At 70.8% G+C, this 19,436-nt stretch carries 16 protein-coding genes and 3 pseudogenes; 8 read left to right on the forward strand and 11 right to left on the reverse strand.

All coding sequences use genetic code 11. The features are described from left to right. Positions 1 to 38: 38 nt before the first annotated feature. Together IE239_RS38615 and IE239_RS38620 are read right to left on the reverse strand one after the other, a co-directional pair. Positions 39 to 1,433, reverse strand: coding sequence for an aldehyde dehydrogenase family protein (locus IE239_RS38615; RefSeq protein WP_190154115.1), 1,395 nt, complete (start codon positions 1,431 to 1,433; stop codon positions 39 to 41). Next, on the reverse strand, positions 1,433 to 2,533 hold the full coding sequence (locus tag IE239_RS38620; RefSeq protein ID WP_190154116.1) for a phenylacetate--CoA ligase family protein: 1,101 nt from the start codon (positions 2,531 to 2,533) through the stop codon (positions 1,433 to 1,435). The genes IE239_RS38615 and IE239_RS38620 overlap by 1 nt, the downstream gene beginning before the upstream one ends. Before the next feature lie 248 nt (positions 2,534 to 2,781). Between IE239_RS38620 and IE239_RS38625 the strand changes: the two genes are divergently transcribed. The 3 genes from IE239_RS38625 (at position 2,782) to IE239_RS38635 (ending at position 5,387) form a co-directional block, all read left to right on the forward strand. Further along, positions 2,782 to 3,120: a hypothetical protein gene (locus IE239_RS38625; protein WP_190154117.1), complete on the forward strand. Its 339-nt coding sequence runs from the start codon at positions 2,782 to 2,784 to the stop codon at positions 3,118 to 3,120. A gap of 404 nt (positions 3,121 to 3,524) precedes the next feature. Then, entirely contained in the window at positions 3,525 to 4,529 is a 1,005-nt protein-coding gene (ilvC, locus tag IE239_RS38630; RefSeq protein WP_190154118.1) for a ketol-acid reductoisomerase, read from the forward strand. Positions 4,530 to 4,952: 423 nt separating this feature from the next. Next, the gene (locus IE239_RS38635; RefSeq protein ID WP_190154129.1) at positions 4,953 to 5,387 is read left to right on the forward strand and encodes a VOC family protein; all 435 of its coding nucleotides are present in this window, start codon (positions 4,953 to 4,955) and stop codon (positions 5,385 to 5,387) included. Between the two features lie 15 nt (positions 5,388 to 5,402). On the opposite strand, the gene IE239_RS38640 is transcribed toward IE239_RS38635, so the two are convergent. Next, the gene (locus IE239_RS38640; RefSeq protein WP_229878695.1) at positions 5,403 to 5,639 is read right to left on the reverse strand and encodes a hypothetical protein; all 237 of its coding nucleotides are present in this window, start codon (positions 5,637 to 5,639) and stop codon (positions 5,403 to 5,405) included. Positions 5,640 to 6,461: 822 nt separating this feature from the next. Between IE239_RS38640 and IE239_RS42750 the strand changes: the two genes are divergently transcribed. Together IE239_RS42750 and IE239_RS42755 are read left to right on the forward strand one after the other, a co-directional pair. After that, positions 6,462 to 6,839 carry a hypothetical protein gene (locus IE239_RS42750; protein WP_229878696.1) on the forward strand — a complete coding sequence of 126 codons (378 nt, stop codon included), beginning with the start codon at positions 6,462 to 6,464 and terminating at the stop codon, positions 6,837 to 6,839. 139 nt (positions 6,840 to 6,978) lie between these two features. After that, the gene (locus tag IE239_RS42755) at positions 6,979 to 7,344 is read left to right on the forward strand and encodes a SpoIIE family protein phosphatase (RefSeq protein WP_268254561.1); all 366 of its coding nucleotides are present in this window, start codon (positions 6,979 to 6,981) and stop codon (positions 7,342 to 7,344) included. Here IE239_RS42755 and IE239_RS38650 read toward each other — a convergent pair. From IE239_RS38650 to IE239_RS38665, 4 genes are all read right to left on the reverse strand, one after another. Continuing rightward, positions 7,229 to 8,761 carry an MFS transporter gene (locus IE239_RS38650; RefSeq protein ID WP_190154119.1) on the reverse strand — a complete coding sequence of 511 codons (1,533 nt, stop codon included), beginning with the start codon at positions 8,759 to 8,761 and terminating at the stop codon, positions 7,229 to 7,231. The two genes, IE239_RS42755 and IE239_RS38650, sit on opposite strands and share 116 nt — an antisense overlap. A 334-nt stretch (positions 8,762 to 9,095) precedes the next feature. Further along, positions 9,096 to 9,566 carry a carboxymuconolactone decarboxylase family protein gene (locus IE239_RS38655; RefSeq protein WP_190154120.1) on the reverse strand — a complete coding sequence of 157 codons (471 nt, stop codon included), beginning with the start codon at positions 9,564 to 9,566 and terminating at the stop codon, positions 9,096 to 9,098. Positions 9,567 to 9,650: 84 nt separating this feature from the next. Next, positions 9,651 to 10,394 (reverse strand): SDR family oxidoreductase, encoded by a 744-nt coding sequence (locus tag IE239_RS38660; protein WP_190154121.1) that lies wholly within the window; start codon positions 10,392 to 10,394, stop codon positions 9,651 to 9,653. Between the two features lie 156 nt (positions 10,395 to 10,550). Further along, positions 10,551 to 12,116 (reverse strand): FAD-binding protein, encoded by a 1,566-nt coding sequence (locus tag IE239_RS38665; RefSeq protein WP_190154122.1) that lies wholly within the window; start codon positions 12,114 to 12,116, stop codon positions 10,551 to 10,553. A 231-nt stretch (positions 12,117 to 12,347) separates the two neighbouring features. On the opposite strand from IE239_RS38665, the gene IE239_RS38670 reads away from it, so the two are divergent. Further along, positions 12,348 to 15,128 carry a helix-turn-helix transcriptional regulator gene (locus IE239_RS38670; RefSeq protein ID WP_190154123.1) on the forward strand — a complete coding sequence of 927 codons (2,781 nt, stop codon included), beginning with the start codon at positions 12,348 to 12,350 and terminating at the stop codon, positions 15,126 to 15,128. A 351-nt stretch (positions 15,129 to 15,479) separates the two neighbouring features. Next, positions 15,480 to 16,836 (forward strand): annotated as a pseudogene (locus tag IE239_RS38675) (NAD(P)/FAD-dependent oxidoreductase). A gap of 1 nt (position 16,837) precedes the next feature. On the opposite strand, the pseudogene IE239_RS42760 reads toward IE239_RS38675, so the two are convergent. From IE239_RS42760 to IE239_RS38685, 3 genes and pseudogenes are all read right to left on the reverse strand, one after another. Next, a pseudogene (locus IE239_RS42760) lies at positions 16,838 to 17,368 on the reverse strand (hypothetical protein); the annotation flags it as partial. A 152-nt stretch (positions 17,369 to 17,520) separates the two neighbouring features. After that, complete coding sequence (locus IE239_RS38680) at positions 17,521 to 17,763, reverse strand: hypothetical protein (RefSeq protein WP_190154124.1); 243 nt, start codon at positions 17,761 to 17,763, stop codon at positions 17,521 to 17,523. A gap of 203 nt (positions 17,764 to 17,966) precedes the next feature. Continuing rightward, positions 17,967 to 18,401, reverse strand: coding sequence for a cupin domain-containing protein (locus IE239_RS38685; protein ID WP_190154125.1), 435 nt, complete (start codon positions 18,399 to 18,401; stop codon positions 17,967 to 17,969). Positions 18,402 to 18,658: 257 nt separating this feature from the next. Between IE239_RS38685 and IE239_RS38690 the strand changes: the two genes are divergently transcribed. After that, complete coding sequence (locus IE239_RS38690; protein WP_190154126.1) at positions 18,659 to 19,135, forward strand: hypothetical protein; 477 nt, start codon at positions 18,659 to 18,661, stop codon at positions 19,133 to 19,135. A gap of 1 nt (position 19,136) precedes the next feature. Here the strand turns inward: IE239_RS38690 and IE239_RS38695 are convergent. After that, positions 19,137 to 19,436, reverse strand: a pseudogene (locus IE239_RS38695) (hypothetical protein); the annotation flags it as partial.

Consider the following 19,436-nt stretch of genomic DNA (forward strand, 5'->3'; position numbering starts at 1 on the left):
CGCTCACGGCAGGCCCGCACCGAGGAGGCGAGCGCCGCTCAGGACGGGGCCTCGTACACCGCCTTGCTCCGCATCAGGAAGTCGGAGAGATAGCTGTCGTGCGGGATGCCCGGCGCCATCCAGTGGGTCGGTTGATCGCCGAAGTACACGTTGGCGATGCTGGGTTCCGCGATCAGGGCCTCCCACAGGTCCCGGTCCCGGGTCAGCGCCGACAGCACGAGCGTGTCGCGCAGCGGCGCCATGCCGTCCGCGCGGTTCCAGGGGGCGATCCACACGCAGGGGAAGGGCAGTTCGGTGCGCAGTTGAGGGGCTCGGGCGCTTGCGGTCTGGTGCACGGCGGGGCGTAGTACGGCGCTGCCGTCTCCGAGGTCGTCGGCGATCCCGTTGTCGCCGAGCCAGGCGTGCGTTCCGGCCGCGACCGTTTTCAGGTATGTGCTGAGGGCTCGCGCCCGCTCCTGCGGGCACACCGGCAGACGGGCCCTCTCGTCCTGCGGGGGAAGGCTGGGCAGGACGGCCAGACGTGCCGCGAGGGCTTCGGCGAGCGGTGCCGGGTCGCCCTCGACGAGGATGGCAGTGGCGTTGACGCACGCGGTGCCGCTCTCTCCGGCGACGGACGCGACGAGGGCGTCCAGATGGTCACGCCAGTCGGTGTCCGCGGTGATGAGGATCTTCGACCGTCCTGGCCCCTGCGGCAGGATCCTCGCGTCGTGCGCGTATTTGGTCACCACGTCGTCGCCGCCGTAGACCACGGCCCGGTCCGCGCCGTGGACGAGCGTGCCGGCGGTCGCGTGGTCGGTGGGCAGCAGCATGAGCTGGTCGTCCCGGATTCCCGCCTGACGCAGTGCCGCGACGAGCCGGTAGGGAGTGAAGGGCTCGCGCCGGGACGGGCGCACGGCGACGCGGTAACCCAGCGCCAGTGCCTCCAGCCAGACACGGTGTACGCCGGGATGGTTACCGGACGCGTTGACTGCGAACGTATCGCCCTGACGTGCCCACACCGTGTGCGTCTCATACAGGGCGGGGTCGCTGAGGTCGCGGGCGGCGCCGCGCGGCCTTCCACGGTCGGCGGACGAGGCGGCGTGCCGTACGAAGTGCGCCGTTCCCCGGGTCGCGGCGCGCACCACGGCGAGCGGCGTGCCCGAGGTCCGGCTGACGTGACGTTCGTATTCCCGGACGCTCAAGCCCCCCACGGTGCCCGCGGCGAAGGCCTCCCCGGCGGTGGCGAACACGGTCTCCAGGTCGGCCGCGGCGATCGGCGGCGCTTGGCGCAGAGCGTCGATCGCCCGAGCCACGTACAGCGGGGGAACCAGACTCAGCCGCGCGATCGGTGCACCGGCCACGTCGGTCACCGTGCTCGGTACACGTGTGCGGTAGGTGCCCCGCGGGCCCAGGGCGTCGAGGTGCAGCGGCTCGGTGGTCGGTACGGGGGCCATCAGTAGACACCCTCGATGACCGTCTCACCCTCGACCGCGGGCACCGGCGCGACGTCGGCGACGGCGTCCCCGGCGTGGCCGTCGGCCGGGCGGACCCGCAACGCGGTGTCCCGCTCCCTGTTGTTGGGGATCAGCATGGACTTGCTGACGTGGCTCACCACTACCTGGCCCCGCTCGCCCTCCGCCACCTGTTGCCCGGTGTCGGGTTCCACGATGCTCAGGAAGACATACGGCGAGACGGGGTCGAACACACACGGCTCCGACGCCGTGAGACCCTCCCGCTCCAAGAGCGCGGTGAGTATCATGGTGTTGCCGTACATGCCGATCAGCGGTACGTCGGGAAACACCTCGGTCCGCAACAGGTCCCGGGTGTCGGGATCCATGTGGGTGCCACCCCAGATGATCGCCTGGGCTTTGCCGTTGATGACCTCCACGAGGTCGCTGTCCCGGGCGAAGCGCTCCAGCATCGGAGTGGTGGCGGCTATGACACCGATGTCCTGGCCGAGCAGGATGCGCCGGCACTGGTCCACGAGATGGTCGGTGTAGGCGTCGACCTCGTCGCGACGGCCCGCGGCGACGAGCTTCTTGACCCAGCGGGGGTCCATGTCGACCCCCAGCCCGGGGCTGCCGAGACTTGCCGCGGCCCGTTGCAGCACATCGCCCACGAGGTGCGGGCCGGTCGGCGCCACGGTCAGCCACAGCGCGCCGACGGGCATTGCGTGGTCCCGGAGCCTGCGGGTCACCTGCTCGCTGCCGTGCTGCGCCCAGTCGTCCATCTGCACGACCCGCTTGGGTGCCCCGGTCGTGCCGCCGCTCTCGAACACGTGCAGCGGTCGGGCCTGCGGGCCGTAGCCGCGGGGGACGAGATCGGACACCCGCACATCGCGCAGCTCGTCCGTCAGATCGGGAAAGAGCGCAAGGTCCGCCACGCACTTGACGTCGTGGCGGGGGTCGAAACCGAGCCGGTCGACCCGTTCCAGCCAGTACCGGGACCCCGTCTCGGGTGCGAAGTGCCACTGCATGGCCGCCCTGATGTAGTCGTCGGGGTCCACCCCGTCGAAGGGGCCGGCGTCCAGAACGGTGAATGAGCCGATCGGCATGAAACTGCCTTTCTCGAAGTCGCTGAGGGCGGACGCGTGAGAGCCGCGCGTCCCGGGCGGTCCCGCGGGCCCGACCCCTTCTCGCAGAGAAGACCGAGGTGTGCAGGCGTGTGTGACAGCTCCGCGGAAAAGCGGCAGCGCCCCTGGCACCGGCACACCGTCACAACGGCCCGTGCCTCCCGGTCTGATGACCGGGCCACAGCCGACCGGTGGTGTGCCGAGGTCGAGGGATGTCGATGGATAGGGACATGCCACAGGGACTGCGGATCGTGCGCGTCGACCAGGACGACGAGCCCCGTGTGGCCGCTCTGCACCGCCGGTGCTCCGTCGCCGCCCGGTGGCACCGCTGTCACCGGGCCATGGGTGACCCCGACACCTTCCTGGGGCCGCTGCTGTCCCGACCCCACTCGGTGCACCTGGCGGTGGCGGACCCGCGAGAGCGGCTCGTCGCGCCAGGGCATCTGCTGCCGGACGACGGTGACGCCGAGGCCGCGCCGCTGGTGGAGGACACCTGGCAGAACAGGGGGGCTGGGCACCCGGCTCCTGGAAGAACTCGGCCGGTTCGCCGTCGTGTTGGGCGTACGTGAGGTCTACGGCGTCGTCCACCCCGACGACGCCCGCATGGCCGCCGTGCTGCACCACGCAGGCGTTCCGCTGCGCACGGTGCCGGAGACGGGCAGTGCGACGACGGTCCGGGCCCGGACGCAGGACATCGGTCTCGCCCTCGCCTGCTCGCCGACGCGGCGTGGGTGGTGGCAACGCGGTGCTGGAAAACACCGTGTGTCGGAGGCGTCGGAACGCTCCTGGGCCACTGAAGCTGGAGTTCAGTCGGCTCTCCGACGCTCCTTCGAAGACGCGTCGCCTACTTGCTGACCCCGTACAGTGCAAGACATGTGACAACATTGAATGAGATAGTGTTTCGGCTGTCCCTCGACGGCGGGTGTTTCTTCCCCGCGGTTCGATGCGAGCGGCTACGAGTGAGGGGATTGCCATGGCTGAGCTGTTCTATGACACCGACGCCGACCTGTCCGTCATCCAGGGCCGCAAGGTCGCAGTCATCGGTTACGGCAGCCAGGGTCATGCCCACGCGCTGTCGCTGCGTGACTCGGGTGTGGACGTGCGCGTGGGGCTGCACGAGGGTTCCAAGTCCCGCGCGACGGCCGAGGAGCAGGGCCTGCGTGTGGTGACGGTGGCGGAGGCCGCAGCCGAGGCCGACGTGATCATGATCCTTGTTCCGGACCCGCTCCAGGGCGAGATCTACGAGCAGCACATCGCCTCGAACCTGAAGGACGGTGACGCGCTGTTCTTCGGGCACGGCTTCAACATCCGCTTCGGCTTCGTCAAGCCGCCGGCCAGTGTGGACGTGTGCATGGTCGCCCCCAAGGGGCCGGGTGACCTGGTGCGCCGTCAGTACGCGGAGGGCCGCGGCGTGCCGTGCCTGGTGGCGATCGAGCAGGACGCCACAGGAAGCGCCTTCCCGCTGGCCCTGTCGTACGCCAAGGGAATCGGCGGCACCCGTGCGGGCGTCATCAGGACGACGTTCACCGAGGAGACCGAGACCGACCTGTTCGGTGAGCAGGCCGTGCTCGCCGGTGGAGTGTCAGCCCTGGTCAAGGCGGGCTTCGAGACGCTGACCGACGCCGGGTATCAGCCGGAGATCGCGTACTTCGAGTGCCTGCACGAGCTGAAGCTCATCGTCGACCTCATGTACGAGGGCGGCCTGGAGAAGATGCGCTGGTCGATCTCCGAGACCGCCGAGTGGGGCGACTACGTCACCGGCCCGCGCATCATCACCGACGCCACCAAGGCCGAGATGAAGAAGATCCTCGCCGAGATCCAGGACGGCACCTTCGCGCGTGAGTGGATGGCCGAGTACCACGGCGGTCTGAAGAGGTATCAGAAATACCGGAAACAGGACTCCGAACTGCTGCTGGAAACCACCGGCAAGGAGCTGCGCAAGCTCATGAGCTGGGTCAACGACGAGGAGCGCTCGTGATCGCGAGGGCCGGCACGGAAGGGAACCGGTGACGCTCTCATGACGACGCTGCATGTCACCCTGCTCGGCGGGCTTCGCGAGACAGACGCTGTACCACTGCCCGCGGCGGAAGCCGCGCACGGCACGCGGTCGCTGCGCCGCTTCGCCCTGGAACTCCACGTGCCGCACGAACGGCACGCGGCACTTGATGCCGAACTGCGGGCCGCCGCCGCGCCGGACGGGACGTATCTGCAAGGCACCGACGCGCTGTGGCGTGTGGTGGAGGGCTGGACCGTCGTGGCCCACGCTCCGCGGACCGGGATCCACCGGTACCGGGTGGAGATCGAGGAGGTGGAGGACGCCGCGCGGGCCGACAGTGGCGCTGAGGGCGCGGGCGCGTCAGCCGAGGCGGGCAAGCTGACCGCCGCCGAGAGCGCAGACGCCATGCAGCTCAAGCTGGCCGTCCTGGTACTGCCTGTCTCGGACGTCGACCGGGCGAAGTCGTTCTACGAGGCCGTCGGATTCCGACTGGATGCCGACCACGGCATCGACGCCTCCTATCGCGTGGTGCACATGACGCCCCCGGGATCGGCGTGCTCGATCCTGTTCGGGACCGGAGTCACCACGGCCGCCCCGGGCTCGGTGCGGGGCCTGCACCTCGTCGTCTCCGACATCGAGCGGGCCTGCCGGGAACTCGATGCGAAAGGCGTGGTGACGGGCGGAATCTTCCACGACACGAGCGGTGTGTTCCACCGCAGCACCGACGAGAAGCGGGTCGAGGGACCCGACCCGCAGCGTCGTGACTATCACTCCTACGCCGAGTTCAGCGACCCGGACGGCAACGAATGGGTGCTCCAGGAGGTGCCGGCGCGGGGCTGAGAGGCTCGTGCGGCCTCAACCGCGAGGGAGGGCGTCCTCCGGCGATCCGGAGCGACGCTCACCTCCGCTGTGTGTCGTCGCGGTGCCCCGCAGGGTCTGGAGGGACTCGGCGATTGACGCGATACGTGTGTTCACGACCTGCACGGCCTCACGGAGCTGGCGCAGCCGCCCTTCGAGAGCGGTCGCCTCTGCGGTGAGCGACGCCGCGAGGGTGGCGGGGTCCGCCTGAAGATCAACGCCTTGGGACATCATCCCGGTCCTCCTCGGATCGTGTCGGACACCGATCGCCGTACTGACCGGACAGGGGGCGCGCTCGTGACAGCCGGAGGCGTCGTCCCCGCAACGGGGCGGTGGCGGGCCGTGGCCCGGGGCGGGGCCGCGGCTGACACGGCCTGGGTTCAGCAGGCTTCCAGAACGAAGTCGCCCGAGATGCGCTGTCGTATGCGCTGCACTTCGGCACGATCGGTTCCACGGGCACCTGGCCGCGGGCGTCCCGCTCGGAGGCGCTGTCGGCCAGACGCACCGCCGCGCACAGGGCTTCGGCGCTGTCCGGCGCCTCGCCGACGACGTAGTACAGCCAGACGATCCGGCAGCCGTCCGACCGGCACGGCAGCCCGACCAGGTGCGGGAGTCTCAGGGTGTACTGAACATGAGGTCTCATCTCCGTTCTCTGCCGGCGGCGACGGAGGCAACAGCGGTTGGGCTCCGCGAGGAGTCCGCCCCTTCTGCATTGACTGGACAGGGGCCCCGGTTCGTGACAGCTGATCGGCCCGTTGCAGCTGTCCCCCTCAACTGTCGTGGCGCGGCCGGCGGATGGGAATCCTGGCGTCACAGATATGGGTGCGTTCCTGTCTCATGAGCGAACAGATCGGGCCAGGCGGGAGAAAAAGGGTGCGCGTTCCGCGGGCCGCCGACACTCGTGCGTGGAGCCGCCATCGCCTTTCGCCCCACGAAAGACCACACATGAGCATCCCCATTCCGCGGCCGGACGTTCCGGCCGTCGATCGCTGTGGAGGACCTCGGGCTCGCGAGACCCGTCCCCGTGGGGATTTCTCCTTCTGCCGCGACCTCCGAGTGGTTCTGCTGTCCCAGGACGAACAGGACGCGGTCCACGTCCGGCGACTGCTTCCGGACCGGCTGGCCGGTGCCCTGGTCCGGCACACGAGCGTCGAGGAAGGATGCCGCACGTCCGGCACCCACGGCGCGCTGTGCGTTCTGGTGGGCAGCGCACCGGCCGGACGGACCTTGGCCGACGTCGTCATCCGGGTACGCCGCCACGCCCCCGACGCGGCCGTGCTGGTTCTCGAGGCACGCATGCGTCCCACGCCGTCCGCTCTGTCGCTGGCTCGGTGCCGGGCCGAGCGGATCACCGCCGCAGCGCTCGCGACGAGTTCTGCCGGAAGATCTGGGTCGCTCTGCAACGTGCCGCCGGGGGGCCACCGTGGCGGGTGAGGAGATCGCCCGGGACAACGCTGTGCTGGAACGGGGCCTGTTGCCCGACCTGACGCTGCGGGGAGACGGCTTGGCAACCGCCTTCCGCTACGCGCCGGGTCGCGCGCACACGTTGCTGGGCGGTGACTTCTGCGATGTGGTGCGCGGCGACGACGGCAGCGCCCACGTGATCACGGGCGATGTGTCCGGGCACGGTGGCGCCGCGGCCGCGCTCGGTGTCCACCTGAGCCTGGCATGGCGCACGGCCGTGCTGTGCGGGCAGAGTCAGTTGGAACAACTCCATCTGCTCGAACGCATCCTGACCGAGGAGCGAGCGGAGGAGGAGACCTACGCGACCGTGGTGTCCCTGGCAAATGCGCCGCCCCGGCCAAGGCAGCCAGACGCTCGGCCTAGTCGAGAGCCCGGTGATGCGCGAAGCGGGACACCAGCGGCGGCTCCATCAGCCAGCCGTGCGCCCGGCCGTGCCGTGCATCAGGGGTGTCGGCGGTCCTGCGCAACAGAGTGAAGGCCATCGCCGCGCCGATGGCCAGCAGGCCCGCGCACAGGGGCATGGCCCGGTCGAACGCCGTGTCGAAGGAGTCGGGGGAGCGGTAGGCGTCCGGGCTCATGCCTACCAGCAGCGGCAGTGCGGCCACGGAGACCAGCCCGGCCGCGCGTGCTGCCGCGTTGTTGATTCCGCTGGCCAGGCCCGCGTCGGCGGCCTCGACAGAGGCCAGCAGCGTCACGCTCAGCGGAGCGACCATGATGACCATGCCTGTGCCCATCACCAGCAGGGCGGGCAGAACGTCGGCGAAGTAGGAGGCGTGCGTGCCCACCCGCGCCGTCATCAGCATTCCCGCCCCGCACACCACGGGGCCGACGGTGAGCGGGATGCGCGGTCCCAGGCGCTGGGCGAGCGTCCCGGAGCGGGCGGAGAACAGCAGCATCAGCACCGTGCTCGGCAACATGGCGGCGCCCGCCGCCAGTGCCGAGTAGCCGGCGACGATCTGCAGTTGCAGGGCGGTCAGGAAGAAGAACCCGCCCAGCCCGGCGTAGACGCACAGGGTGATCAGGTTGATGGCCGTGAACGGCCGCGACGAGAAGATCGACAGGGGCATCATCGGGTCGCTGCTGCGCCGCTCCACCAGCAGGAACGCGGCCCCGGCCGCGATGCTGCCCGCGGCCGCGGCAAGGGCGACGGGCCCGTCGGAACGGGCTTCGGTGAGCGCGTAGGTGGCCAGAGCAAGCGTCAGTGCGCCCAGCGCCGCACCGGCGAGGTCGAAGCCCCGCCGGGGCGGGGCGGGGTCACCGGCCCCCACGGTGGGCTGCTGAGGCCTGCCGACGGACTCCGGGACGTGGCGCATCGCCAGGGGCACGCACAGCAGCGCCGGGGGGATCGTCAGGAGGAAGGTCCAGCGCCAGCCGGGGCCGTCGACGAGCCATCCGCCGAGGAACGGCCCGAGTGCCGCCCCGATGCCGCCGAACCCGGACCACAGGCCGATGGCGCGCGGCCGGTCGTCCGGGTGGAAGGAGGCTTCGATGATCGCCAGTGAGCCGGGGGTGAGCAGCGCTCCGCCGACGCCCTGGAGCGCGCGGGCGGCTATGAGCGTGGTCGTGTCGGGAGCCAGTCCGCACAGCAGGGACGCCACGGCGAACCAGATGATGCCCAGGACGAAGATCCGGCGTCGGCCGAAGCGGTCGCCCAGGGAGCCGCCCAGCAGGATGAGTCCCGCCAGGGTCAGCATGTAGGCGTTCACGGTCCACTGGAGTGCGGCGAGGTCGGCGTCCAAGTCGTCGCCGATGTGCGGCAGCGCGACGGTGGTGACGGTCGAGCCGAGCAGCACCACGCTGGAGCCGAGCACGGTGGCCAGAAGGGTCCATCGGCCACGGGTGCCGGCGATGCGCAGGAAGGCCGGGGCGCCCGGGGCGGGGGAGGGGTGCAAGTATCGTCTCCTTGGGACAGTGGGCCAGGAGGCGGCCGGTGTGTTCGTGCCGGGCAGCGGGTGCGGCGGGTCGGTCTTCTCGTGGACGCACGGGTGCGCTGGTGGGTGGTGGGGGCGTCGCGTATGCACTGGGTGAGGTGGTTCACGGGTGGCGCGTCGCGTATCGCCCGGAGTGCGGTGGTTCGCGGCTGGGCCTTCGCGTGGGACCCGGGAGGTGCGGTTCGCGGCGTGGCGTCGCGTGGACGCGGGAGTGTCCGAGTGCCCGTCTCCCGCTCGGTGGGCCGGGGCGAGCGGGAGAGGGGCGGTGGACGTCCGGCGGGGCCGGAACGGTGGGTCAGCCGAACATGCCCGGCGTGTAGCCGCCGGCGGGCTGCTGGTTGATGACGTTGATGCGGTTGTAGGCGTTGATGATCGCGATCAGCGAGATCAGCGCGGCGAGCTGGTCCTCGTCGTAGTGCTTGACGGCGTTGGCCCAGGCCTCGTCCGACACGCCACCCGCCGCGTCGGCGATGCGGGTGCCCTGCTCGGTGATCTCCAGCGCCGCGCGCTCGGCGTCGGTGAAGACGGTGGCCTCGCGCCAGGCGGCGACCAGGTGCAGCCGCTGCTGGTCCTCACCCGCGGCGACCGCGTCCTTGGTGTGCATGTCGGTGCAGAACCCGCAGCCGTTGATCTGGCTGGCCCGGATCTTCACCAGTTCCTGGGTGGTGACGGGCAGCGCCGAGTGCACAGCGGCCCCGGCCGAGTTGAGGTGCTTCATGACCTTGCCCGCGAGAGCGTTGCCGAAGTAGTTGATGCGCGCGTCCATGTAGGGATCCTGAGAGTCGAGCGATGGGAGGTGAACTGGCGTGATGCTGCTGCGATTTCGGGGCCGTGGGCTCCGTGCTCGCCGTTACTGCTCGCTGCTCCAGTCGGCGAAGTGCGTCTCGCCGAGCTGTGCGTCGGGGCCGGGCAGGAGGTCGGACTCCTTGAGGGCGGCGCCCCAGTAGAGGCCCTTCGGGTCCGTCACGACCGTGCGGGGGTCGTTGTGGGCCGCGAGGCCCTGGCGGATGAAGTCCTCCAGGGTGAAGGTGTCGGGGCCGGCGACCTCGACGATTCCGTTGACCGGAGTGCCGACTGCCGTGCGTCCGACGGCCGCGGCCACGTCGCCTGAGAAGATGGGCTGGATCTTGATGGGGGCGACGGACACTGTGTCACCACTGGTCGCCGAGTCCGCGAGGGTCTTGGCGAACTCGAAGAACTGCGTGGCGTGGACGATCGAGTACGGCACTCCGGAGTCCCGGATCATGTCCTCCTGGACCTGCTTGGCCTGGAAGTAGCCGGACTGCTGGAGGCGGTCGGTGCCCACGACGGACAGAGCCACGTGGTGCGTGACGCCGGCGGCGGCCTCCGCGGCGAGCAGGTTGGTGGTGGAGGCGCGGAAGAACTCCATCACCGCGTCGTCGTCGAAGGAGGGGGAGTTGGAGACGTCGACGACGACGGAGGCGCCCTTCAGCGCGTCGGCCAGGCCTTCGCCGGTGACCGTGTTCACTCCGGTGTTCGGGGAGGCTGCCACCGCCTCGTGACCGTGTTCGTTGAGCTTGGACACGACCTTGGACCCGATGAGTCCGGTTCCGCCGATCACTACGACCTTCATGGACTTTCCCTTCATTGATCTTGCACGGTGCCCGGTGGGTCTGCGGCGACCTCGTCCACGGCTCCGGGCGCGATGGCTCGTATCCTCCTGACCAGGCGGCCCCGGCATCTGTGACAGGGCGGCGTACAAAGATTTCGCGCCGCTGTCGAACGGCCTTCACACGGTGGGTCCGGCATCGTCGGACGCGTCGCGCCACGTTTCGATGATTCCGGTCGGGGCGGGCCACAGGGGTGTGCGGCGCACGCCGGTCGTCGCGGACCACGCCGTGGCGTCCGGCAGGGCGGGCGCGGAGCCGGAGCGGTCGGACCGGTGGTGGCGGCCGTGGGGTCCGAGCCGCTCACGAGCACACTGGAGGGTCGCCCGGGCGGCGAGCACGGCGGATCTGAGGTCGTAGGCGTGCGCCAGGTCCGAGAAGCCGCCGATGTCGATGTGCACGCCGATGTCCGCTGTCCGGGTCTCGATCTCGTCGAGTGCGGTCGATCCCGCGACGAGTCCGGCCTCGTCCCGGACCACGCCGGCGTGGTCCGCCATCACGCGCCGTACCGCGTGGTGCAGGGCGCGGGCGTGGTGGTCGCCGCCGGTGGCCACCAGGCTGAGCACGTCGGCTTCCGCGGCGCGGGTCGCGGCGGGTGAGTGGCGTGGACCGGTGAGTCTGGCGGAGTGTTCCAGCGCGGCGCGCCCGGCGATCCGCCCGTGGGTGAGGACTTGGGAGAGGGAGTCTTCTTCCGGCCGGTGTGAGCCGCCGACCGCTTCCCCGACCGCGGAAAGGCCGTCCACGTCGGTGCTGTGGTCCTGGGTCTTGACCCAGATGCTGTCCAGGGAGATGCAGGCGGTCGGCACGACCTCGACGGGGTCGCGGGTGATGTCGGGCATCTGCAGTTCCAGTAGCGTCCGGCGCAGGCGCGGCAGTCGTGCCGAGACCGTGTCACCGGGCAGGTGGGACAGGGCCAGCCAGACGCCGCCGGACCGGGAGCCGCGGCCTTCCTGGATCTCGGTGCAGGACGCCCGTGTGACGGTTTCCTGGTCGGAGAGCTCCATCCGCTCGGGGCCGTAGCGCGTCATGAACCGCTCGCCGAGGTTGTTGAGCAGTACTCCGCCCGCGTGCTGTGCACTGTTGCTGACCGGCATGCCGGCGGTGTGGTCCGGCTCGATCAGCCCGAAGGGGTGGAACCGCACCAGGTCGGGGTCGCGCAAACCGGGGACCGGCCTCGGCGGCGAGCCGGAGGGAGCCGCCGGTGTTCTCGTGGCGGCGCGAGGACGGGTCCGCCGGATGCGGGTGTGCCCGCCGGTGGCGAGGACCACCGCGTCGGCGTGCACGAGGTGGCGCGAGCCGTCGACGAGGCCGAATCCGTAGGCGCCGAACACCGTTCCGTTGTCGACCAGCAGCCGGGTGACGTACACGTGCGGCAGAACGGGGATGGCGAGTTGCCGCCCGCGCACCCGAAGGGTCCGGTGCAGGTCCGGGCCGGTGAGCCGTGTGGTGGACGTGCTGTCGGTACGGCCGGTGTGCCTGCCGCGGGGCTCGACGCCGTCGATGGGCAGCACGGCGGCGCGTGGCGCGATCCGCTCGGTGGGCGGGGCGGCCGGTGAGCGGCTCTGCCGCGACGTGTCAGCGGAGTGCCGCTCCCGGGTTTCGCCACGGCGGGCAGGGGCGGGCGCCCACTCGGCATGCTCCGACGCCGCGCCGGCCGGGGTGGCGTCGCCGGCCCGTGGGGTGACCACGACGACCGCGACACCGGCCTCGGCGACTTCGATGGCCGGACAGGATCATTGGTGGGGATCGACCGGACAGGCCCCAGATTTGTGACAACCTCAGCGTGTTTCCGGGCGTGGAAGTAGTCACACCGTCGGTCCGCACCGCGGTGGAGGGGGCACGGGTATCGTGGCCAGGATTCTTCCGAACACCGCTGTGGGAGCTCTGTTCCCCCGGATCCCGCCGAGGAGCCGTGTCGCATGATCGCCAGCCCGCTTCCCGATCTGGTCGGCCGGCAGCGTGAGTGCGCAGCGCTCGACGACCTGCTGGCCGGCCTGCGGGACGGCGGTTCCCGCGTCATGGTCGTCCGGGGCGAGGCGGGCATCGGCAAGTCGGTGTTGCTGGAGTACATGGCTGTGCAGGCGTCCCGGGAGCGGGTGACCTGGGCGCGCGGTGTCGAGGCCGACATGGAGCTCCCTTACGCGAGCCTGCACCAGGTGTGCGCGCCGTTCCTGGATGGCGTCGAAGAACTGCCGCACCCCCAACGTGACGCCCTGCGCGTGGCATTCGGGACGGCGGTCGGCGATCCGCCCGACCGTTTCCTGGTCGGCCTCGCCGTGCTGACCCTGCTCACCCGCGCCTCGGAGACCCGGCCGGTGCTGGTGCTGGTCGACGACGCCCAGTGGCTGGATCAAGTGTCGTTGCAGACACTTGAGTTCGTGGCCCGGAGACTGCTCGCGGAACCGGTCGCCATGGTGTTCGCGGTCCGCGACCCCGAGGGGCAGTCCGCGCTCGCGCGCCTGCCGGCGCTGCAACTCAGGGGACTCGACGCCGCTTCGGCCGGGGAACTCCTGGAGGGAGCTGTGGGGGGACGGTTGGAGGATCGGGTCCGGGACCGGTTCGTGGCCGAGACACACGGCAACCCGCTGGCGCTGCTGGAATTCTCCCGCGGCCGCAGCGCCGCCGAACTGGCCTACGGCGTCGACGCGTCGAGCGCCCCGGTCGTTCAAGGGCCGGTGGCCAGCCGCGTCGAGCGTGACTTCGCCGGGCGGCTCGGTGCGCTGCCGGCCGCAACCCGCACCCTGCTGCTGATCGCTGCGGCGGAACCGGTCGGCGACGTGCGCCTGTTGATCCGGGCGGCTGCTTTCCTCGGCATCACTCCGGACGCCGCACCGGCCAAGGCCGCCGGCCTGATCGAGTTCGGCGAGCCCGTACGGTTCCGGCACCCGCTGGTCCGTTCGGCGGTCTACCACGGAGCCGAACCGGAGGATCGACGTGCGGTGCATCGGGCCCTGGCCGAGGCCACAGACCCCCTCCTGGACCCCGACCGGCGCGCCTGGCACGCCGCGCAGGCGGCCGACGGGCCGGACGAGGAGGTCGCCGCAGGACTGGAGCAGGCCGCCGACCGCGCCCGGCAGCGCGGTGGCATCGCGGCCGAGGCGGTTCTGCTGGAACGCGCGGTGGAGGTGACGCCCGATCCCTGGCCGCGAGGGCGCCGGGCCCTTGCGGCGGCCGAGGCGCACTTCTCGGCGGCCGCGCCCGAACGGGCTACGGAGTTGGCCGCGGTGGCGGACCTGTATTCTCTCGGCGTTCTGGATCGGGCCCGTCTGGCACGTTTGCGGGCCAGGATCCTGTTTGCTCGCAGCCGCAGTGAGGAGGCGGCACCCTTGCTCCTGAACGCGGCCGCACGGTTCACTGCGGCCGAGTCTTCCTTGGCGCGGGAGACGTACCTGGAGGCGATCAGTGCGACCGTCTTCGCCGGCCGGGTCCATGGTCCGGCAGGCGCCCGTGCTGCGGCGGTCGCGGCCCGCGCGTCCGGGGCGCCCTCGTCGGGCTCCAAGGCTGCGGACGCTCTCCTGGATGGTGTGGCGGCCCTGCTCGCGGACGGTTCCGAGACGGCCGTTCCGGCCCTGCGTGAGGCACTCGACCTGCTCGAGCACGAAGAGCTCGGCACGCGGGAGGCGACCGTACGGTGGCTGCTGCTGGCCCCGGTCGCGCTCGAGTCGTTCATCCACTGGGCCTGGGATCTGCATGCCTGGGACACACTCTCGACTCGCGCAGTGCGTCTGGCCCGCGACGTCGGAGCACTCGGCAGTCTGCCGCCGGCTCTGGTCTACGCGGGCGGGGTGCACATTCACTACGGCGACTTCGCCGAGGCCGACCGGATGATCGAGGAGGCCGACGCAATCGCCACCGCGACCGGCCACGCCCCGCACAAATACGCCGCGCTCGTCCTGGCCGCGTGGCGGGGGGAGGCGGATGTCGCTGCCGGCATCATCGAGGAAGCCAGAGAGCGCGCTGTGCAGCGGGGCGAAGTATCCCTGCTCGGTGCCATGGGCTACATCCAGGGCGTGCTCTTCAACGGACTGGCCCGCTACGAGGAGGCGATGGAGGCCGCGCGCACGGGTATCGAGCACGACGGGTTCAACTTCACCGGTCTGTCGCTGGTCGAGCATGTGGAGGCCGCGACGCGCTGTGGTGAACTCGACCAGGCTCGCGCCTCGTTGGCCCGCCTCACCGAGCTCACCCGCGCCGCCGACTCCGGATGGGCGCGGGGTGCGAGCGCACGCAGTGAGGCGCTGCTGGCCGACGGTGAGGCGGCCGACCGCCTGTACCGTACAGCGATCGAGGAATTCGGCCGCGGCGGGGTTGTCGTGGAGGTGGCACGCACCCACCTGCTGTACGGCGAGTGGCTGCGGCGCGCACAGCGCCGGGCGCAGGCCCGCGAGCATCTGCGCACGGCCCACGACATGTTCGAGGCGATGCCGGCTCACGCGTTCGCCGAACGGGCCCGCCGTGAGCTGATCGCCACCGGCGAGCAGGTGACGGCGCGGGAGGCCACGCCGGCGAACGCTCTCACCCCGCAGGAGTCGCAGGTCGCAGCTCTTGCCGCCGACGGCATGACGAACGCGCGGATCGGCGCGGAGCTGTTCATCAGTCCTCATACCGTGGAATGGCACCTGCGGAAGGTCTACGTGAAGCTCGGCATCAGCTCCCGCCGAGCCCTGCCGGACGTCCTCGACAGCGCACGGGCACGGTGAGTCGGAACCGACAGAGATCACGAATCCGCAGCGACCACGCGCCTACGGGTGACGGCGTACAGTGCCCAAAGCATGTTCCAGAAGGCCCTGACCTGCAAACTCACGGTCTTCTGCAACATCCGTCAGGCGACCTCACCTGCACGCGCGTCCTTCGCCTCGGCTGCCGCGCCGGCCAGTGGTCCACGAGGACGTACGCCCTCCATTAAGGCCAGCGCACGGCCCTGGTCCACGCAACCGACATGCGAGTGATGAGGGCGCGCACGCAGCCCTGGCACGTGATCCGGACACCGTGTCACACCGAGTGCCGACGACCGGCCTCGAGGGGTAGGACCGAGAGGAACAGAGGACACCGTGCGTGAGATCTTGATCGCGGGCGGCGGGTACGCGGGTTTCTACACCGCGTGGATCCTGGAGAAGAGGCTGCGGGCCGGCGAGGCGCGCGTCACCGTCGTCGACCCCCGCCCGTACGTGACGTACCAGCCCTTCCTGCCCGAGGCGGTGGCCGGTTCGGTGGAGGCCCGGCAGGCGGCGGTCTCGCTCCGCCGTCACCTCGACTACACGCGTCTGGTGGCGGGCTCGGTGACGGAGATCCGTCACAGCGCGCGCACGGTCACGGTCCGCCCGGAGGCCGGGACGTCCCTCGACCTGCACTACGACGTGCTGGTGGTGACGGCGGGGGCGGTCACCCGGACCTTCCCGATCGCGGGGCTGAGCGATCAGGCGTACGGACTCAAGCACGTCGAGGAGGCGGCGGCGATCCGCGACTGCCTCCTCACCTCGTTCGACCGTGCGGCCGGTCTGTCGCGCGGACCCGAACGCACCGAACTGCTCGCCGTCACCGTCGTCGGTGGCGGATTCTCCGGAGTGGAGGGACGTGGTGAACTGCTGGCCCTGGCGACCGCGTTGCTCAAGCAGTACCCGGAGATCGGCGCGGACGAACCGGCCTTCCACCTGGTCGAGGCACGCGACCGGATCCTGCCCGGGGTCGCGGACCGGCCGGGTGCCTGGGTGGTGCGTTCACTGGAGGGACGGGGGGCAGGTGCACCTGAACACCCAGCTGGTCTCCGCCGAGGACGGCCGGGTGCGGCTGTCGGACGGCACCGAGTACGACTCGGGCCTGCTGGTGTGGACGGCCGGCAACGCCGCCAACCCGATCGTGCACAACCACAGCGACCTGCCCGTCGACGAGCGGGGCCTGCTCATCGTACGGGCGGATCTGCGGGTCACCACGGACACCGAGGTGGTGCCCGAGGTCTGGGCGGCGGGAGATGACGCCTCGGTGCCCGATCTCGCGGCCGGGAGGCCGGGCGCGCACACCGTGCCCGACGCCCAGCACGCCGTCCGCCAGGGCAGGCTGCTGGCGAAGAACATCCTGGCGGCGCTGCGCGGCCGTCCGACCGAGGACTATGTGCACCGCAGTCTCGGTGTGGTGGCCACACTCGGGCTCGGCCGCGGCATCTTCCAGCACCGGGGCCTGGTCATCAAGGGGTTCCCGGCCTGGCTGATGCGCCGTGGCTACCACGTCCTGGCCATACCGAGCCGGGAACGCAAGACGCGTGTGTTCGCCGTGTGGGTCACGGCCCTTCTCTACGGCCGCGACATCGTGTCGCTGGCGTCGGTGCAGCACCCGAGGGAGGCATTCGTCTCCCGCGGCGGACTGCGCCGAGGAGAGGAACCCGCACAGCCCGGAGGCCGGCGCAAGGCATGACGGCGCGGTACGGTCCGCGGCCGGCCCGCTGGACACGCGAGGCGCCGACGAGACGGTCGGGCGTGCTGCGCACAGCGTTGATGCTGCCGCTGCCGGTGTCGCGTCCCAGCGCCGACGCGACGTCGCGGGCGCGGACTTCGGTGTCCCCGGCCTGCGCAAAGTACGCCGGGATCTGCTCCGTGAGCTTGCCGTACGTAGTGCCGCCGTCGCCCGCCTCGTCGCTCCGGCCTGCCGTGGCCGGGGGCTCTGCGGCGGCTTCGGCGGTTGCCGCGGCGCGCGCGGCCTCCGGCCTCGCCGGCGACGGGACGCTCACGGGGGCGGGGGCCCGCGGGGATGGGGCGGCCGCCGGGCCGGCGCCGGGCATGAGCGCCTGAAGGGCGTCGAGCGCCCGGTGCACGGAACCGAGATGGGCGGTGACCGCGGCCAGTTCCCTCTCCAGGGCCTGCTTCTGGATCTCCAGCCGGGCCAGGTCCTCCTGGAGACTCTCGGCGGTGCTCTCGACGGGGCGAGCCGTCCGGGTCATGGAGCCCATGGGTTCCACTCGTCCTCAACCCTGTGTCCTGGCGGGACCGCTCGATGTCCCGGCGCGACTGCGGGGATGCTGGCGGACATCATATGCAGCGGCCCCCGTCGGCCGGGAACAGCGTGGGCGGTCCCACGCAGATCACACCGTTGATCGGGCCGTCAGGGACGGCGGGCCCGGGACGGAACGAGCCCTGTGGCGCTCCCTTCGTCCGCCGGCGGCGCCTCGGGGTCGCCGGCTGCGGGCAGCCGTCTGATCTGCTCGGACACCGCGTGGATCCGGGAGTCCACCTCGGCGATCGCCGCCCGGAGCACCCCGAGCCGTCCCTCCAGGACGGCGGCCTCCGCGGCGAGCAAGACGGTGGAGTCGGCCGGGTCGGTCCAGCGGTCGGCGTCTCGCGTCATCCTCGTGTCCCGCCTCGGCCCGCGTCGGAAGTCCGGTGGACGGGCTCCGGGGGACCGGCGGTCGCCCGGGCGCGACTGATGAATGTCCCTGCCATGCTCCTCCTTCGTCGCCGCGGGGCCCGGGCACGGACCGCCACGAGCCGTCGACACCGCATTGACCGGGTAGCGGAGGAAGCTGTGACAGCCGCCGTACGGCCGCCGCGTCACGGCAGTTCGCAGCCCGGGGACGGTGCGTCCTGGGAGAAGGGAGTGCCGTGCGGCAGGACGTAGAGGACCTCCAGGACGACGTCCGTGGCTCCCCGGTTCTCGCCGATGTGCACGTGGTCCGCGCCCGACGGCTCCTTCAGGAAGCCACCCTTTTCGTACACGCCGTCGGAGGCGCAGGAAGCGTCGAAGTGGCTCAGCGTGCCCTGCTTGACGAAGGCGTACAGGGTGCCGTCGTGGTAGTGCCACCCGGTCGCCTGGCCGGGCGGGATGGTGATCTCGCGGAGGACGTAGTCGGTGTCGCCGACGGTCCGCTGGGCCAGGACCCGGCCGCTGACGCCGGGGCCGCCGGGGGTGGCCTGGGCGGTCGTCGAGGCGAGCGGGAGCCCTGTGAGGCAGGCTCCGACCACAGCGGCGCGTGCTGAAGTACGCATGATGGTTCCCTTCGGTTCGTGAGGGCGAAGAGCGGCCCATGGGCAAGCGGCCCTCAGGGGCGGCCCATTCAACATGTAACACTGTATTACCACTGAGTGACTCGGGGTGCAGAGTTCGAACCGACAGTGTGTTTCGTCGCGCAGATGCCGCGTCTCTCCCACTTCCCAGTGCGGTGGGGGCAGCGGGGGGTGCCCCTATGTCTTTGGTCAAGGGAAACGGGGGTGCGTTGGGTCGGGGAGCCGGGCAGCATGGCGGGGTGGCTGATCTGGTGTGGGATGACGTGAGTTCCTTCTTCGCCCCGGACTTGATGGGGTCGTTGCCGGACATGCGTGTCCCGGACGCCTCGGTGCAGGACTGGCAGGCGGTCCTCGATCTTGTCGCGGAGAAGGGCTGGAAGTGCCAGTACTCCGAGGGAGAGACGGCGCTTCCGGTGCCCCGGGCGGAGGCCGTGCTGGGCCGCCCGGCGGACGCCGAGTGCCCGAACCTGCGGGTCTGGCCGACTGCCGATGTGCTGGCGATCTTCCGGTTCTATGCCGACGACGAAGTCGACTTCGACGTCGACCTGCGGGAGTTGCAGGGCCAGGATCGGCTTGATGTGTTCTGCGGCTTCCTGCGAGAGATCGGAAGGCGGCTGAACAAGCCCGTGCTGATGGACCCGGAAGGCCACTATGGCCATCCGGTGCTCGGCTTTGATGTCGAGGCGGATCGGGTCGTTCTCCTCGCAGACCCGTAGGTCAGGCAGCTGAGGCAGACGGCTGCGGTTCGTAGAAGGTTCCGTCGCGGAGCATGGCGAAGAGGACGTCGGCTCTGCGTCTGGCGAGGCAGAGCAGGGCTTGGGTGTGGTGCTTGCCCTGGGCGATCTTCTTGTCGTAGTAGGCCCGGGAGGCCGGGTCGCCTAGGGCGGCGAACGCGGAGAGGAAGAAAGCCCGTTTGAGCTGCAATGCCGGTGATTTAGGGCGTTTTCGCAGGTGAGGATCGGTGTTCGGGGTTCCGTGTGATCTTGAGTGTGTAGCTGACGTGGCTGGGAGGGCGGG

The sequence above is a fragment of the Streptomyces humidus genome (assembly GCF_014649655.1).
GTDB classification, from domain to species: Bacteria; Actinomycetota; Actinomycetes; order Streptomycetales; family Streptomycetaceae; genus Streptomyces; species Streptomyces humidus.

Coding starts and splice junctions, on each gene's coding strand:
- IE239_RS38640 (WP_229878695.1), bottom strand. CDS start 5,639: ATGATGTCCCAAGGCGTTGATCTTCAGGCGGACCCCGCCACCCTCGCG.
- IE239_RS38685 (WP_190154125.1), bottom strand. CDS start 18,401: ATGCGTACTTCAGCACGCGCCGCTGTGGTCGGAGCCTGCCTCACAGGG.
- IE239_RS38680 (WP_190154124.1), bottom strand. CDS start 17,763: ATGACGCGAGACGCCGACCGCTGGACCGACCCGGCCGACTCCACCGTC.
- ilvC (WP_190154118.1), top strand. CDS start 3,525: ATGGCTGAGCTGTTCTATGACACCGACGCCGACCTGTCCGTCATCCAG.
- IE239_RS38670 (WP_190154123.1), top strand. CDS start 12,348: ATGATCGCCAGCCCGCTTCCCGATCTGGTCGGCCGGCAGCGTGAGTGC.
- IE239_RS38635 (WP_190154129.1), top strand. CDS start 4,953: ATGCAGCTCAAGCTGGCCGTCCTGGTACTGCCTGTCTCGGACGTCGAC.
- IE239_RS38620 (WP_190154116.1), bottom strand. CDS start 2,533: ATGCCGATCGGCTCATTCACCGTTCTGGACGCCGGCCCCTTCGACGGG.
- IE239_RS38660 (WP_190154121.1), bottom strand. CDS start 10,394: ATGAAGGTCGTAGTGATCGGCGGAACCGGACTCATCGGGTCCAAGGTC.
- IE239_RS38615 (WP_190154115.1), bottom strand. CDS start 1,433: ATGGCCCCCGTACCGACCACCGAGCCGCTGCACCTCGACGCCCTGGGC.
- IE239_RS38625 (WP_190154117.1), top strand. CDS start 2,782: ATGCCACAGGGACTGCGGATCGTGCGCGTCGACCAGGACGACGAGCCC.
- IE239_RS38655 (WP_190154120.1), bottom strand. CDS start 9,566: ATGGACGCGCGCATCAACTACTTCGGCAACGCTCTCGCGGGCAAGGTC.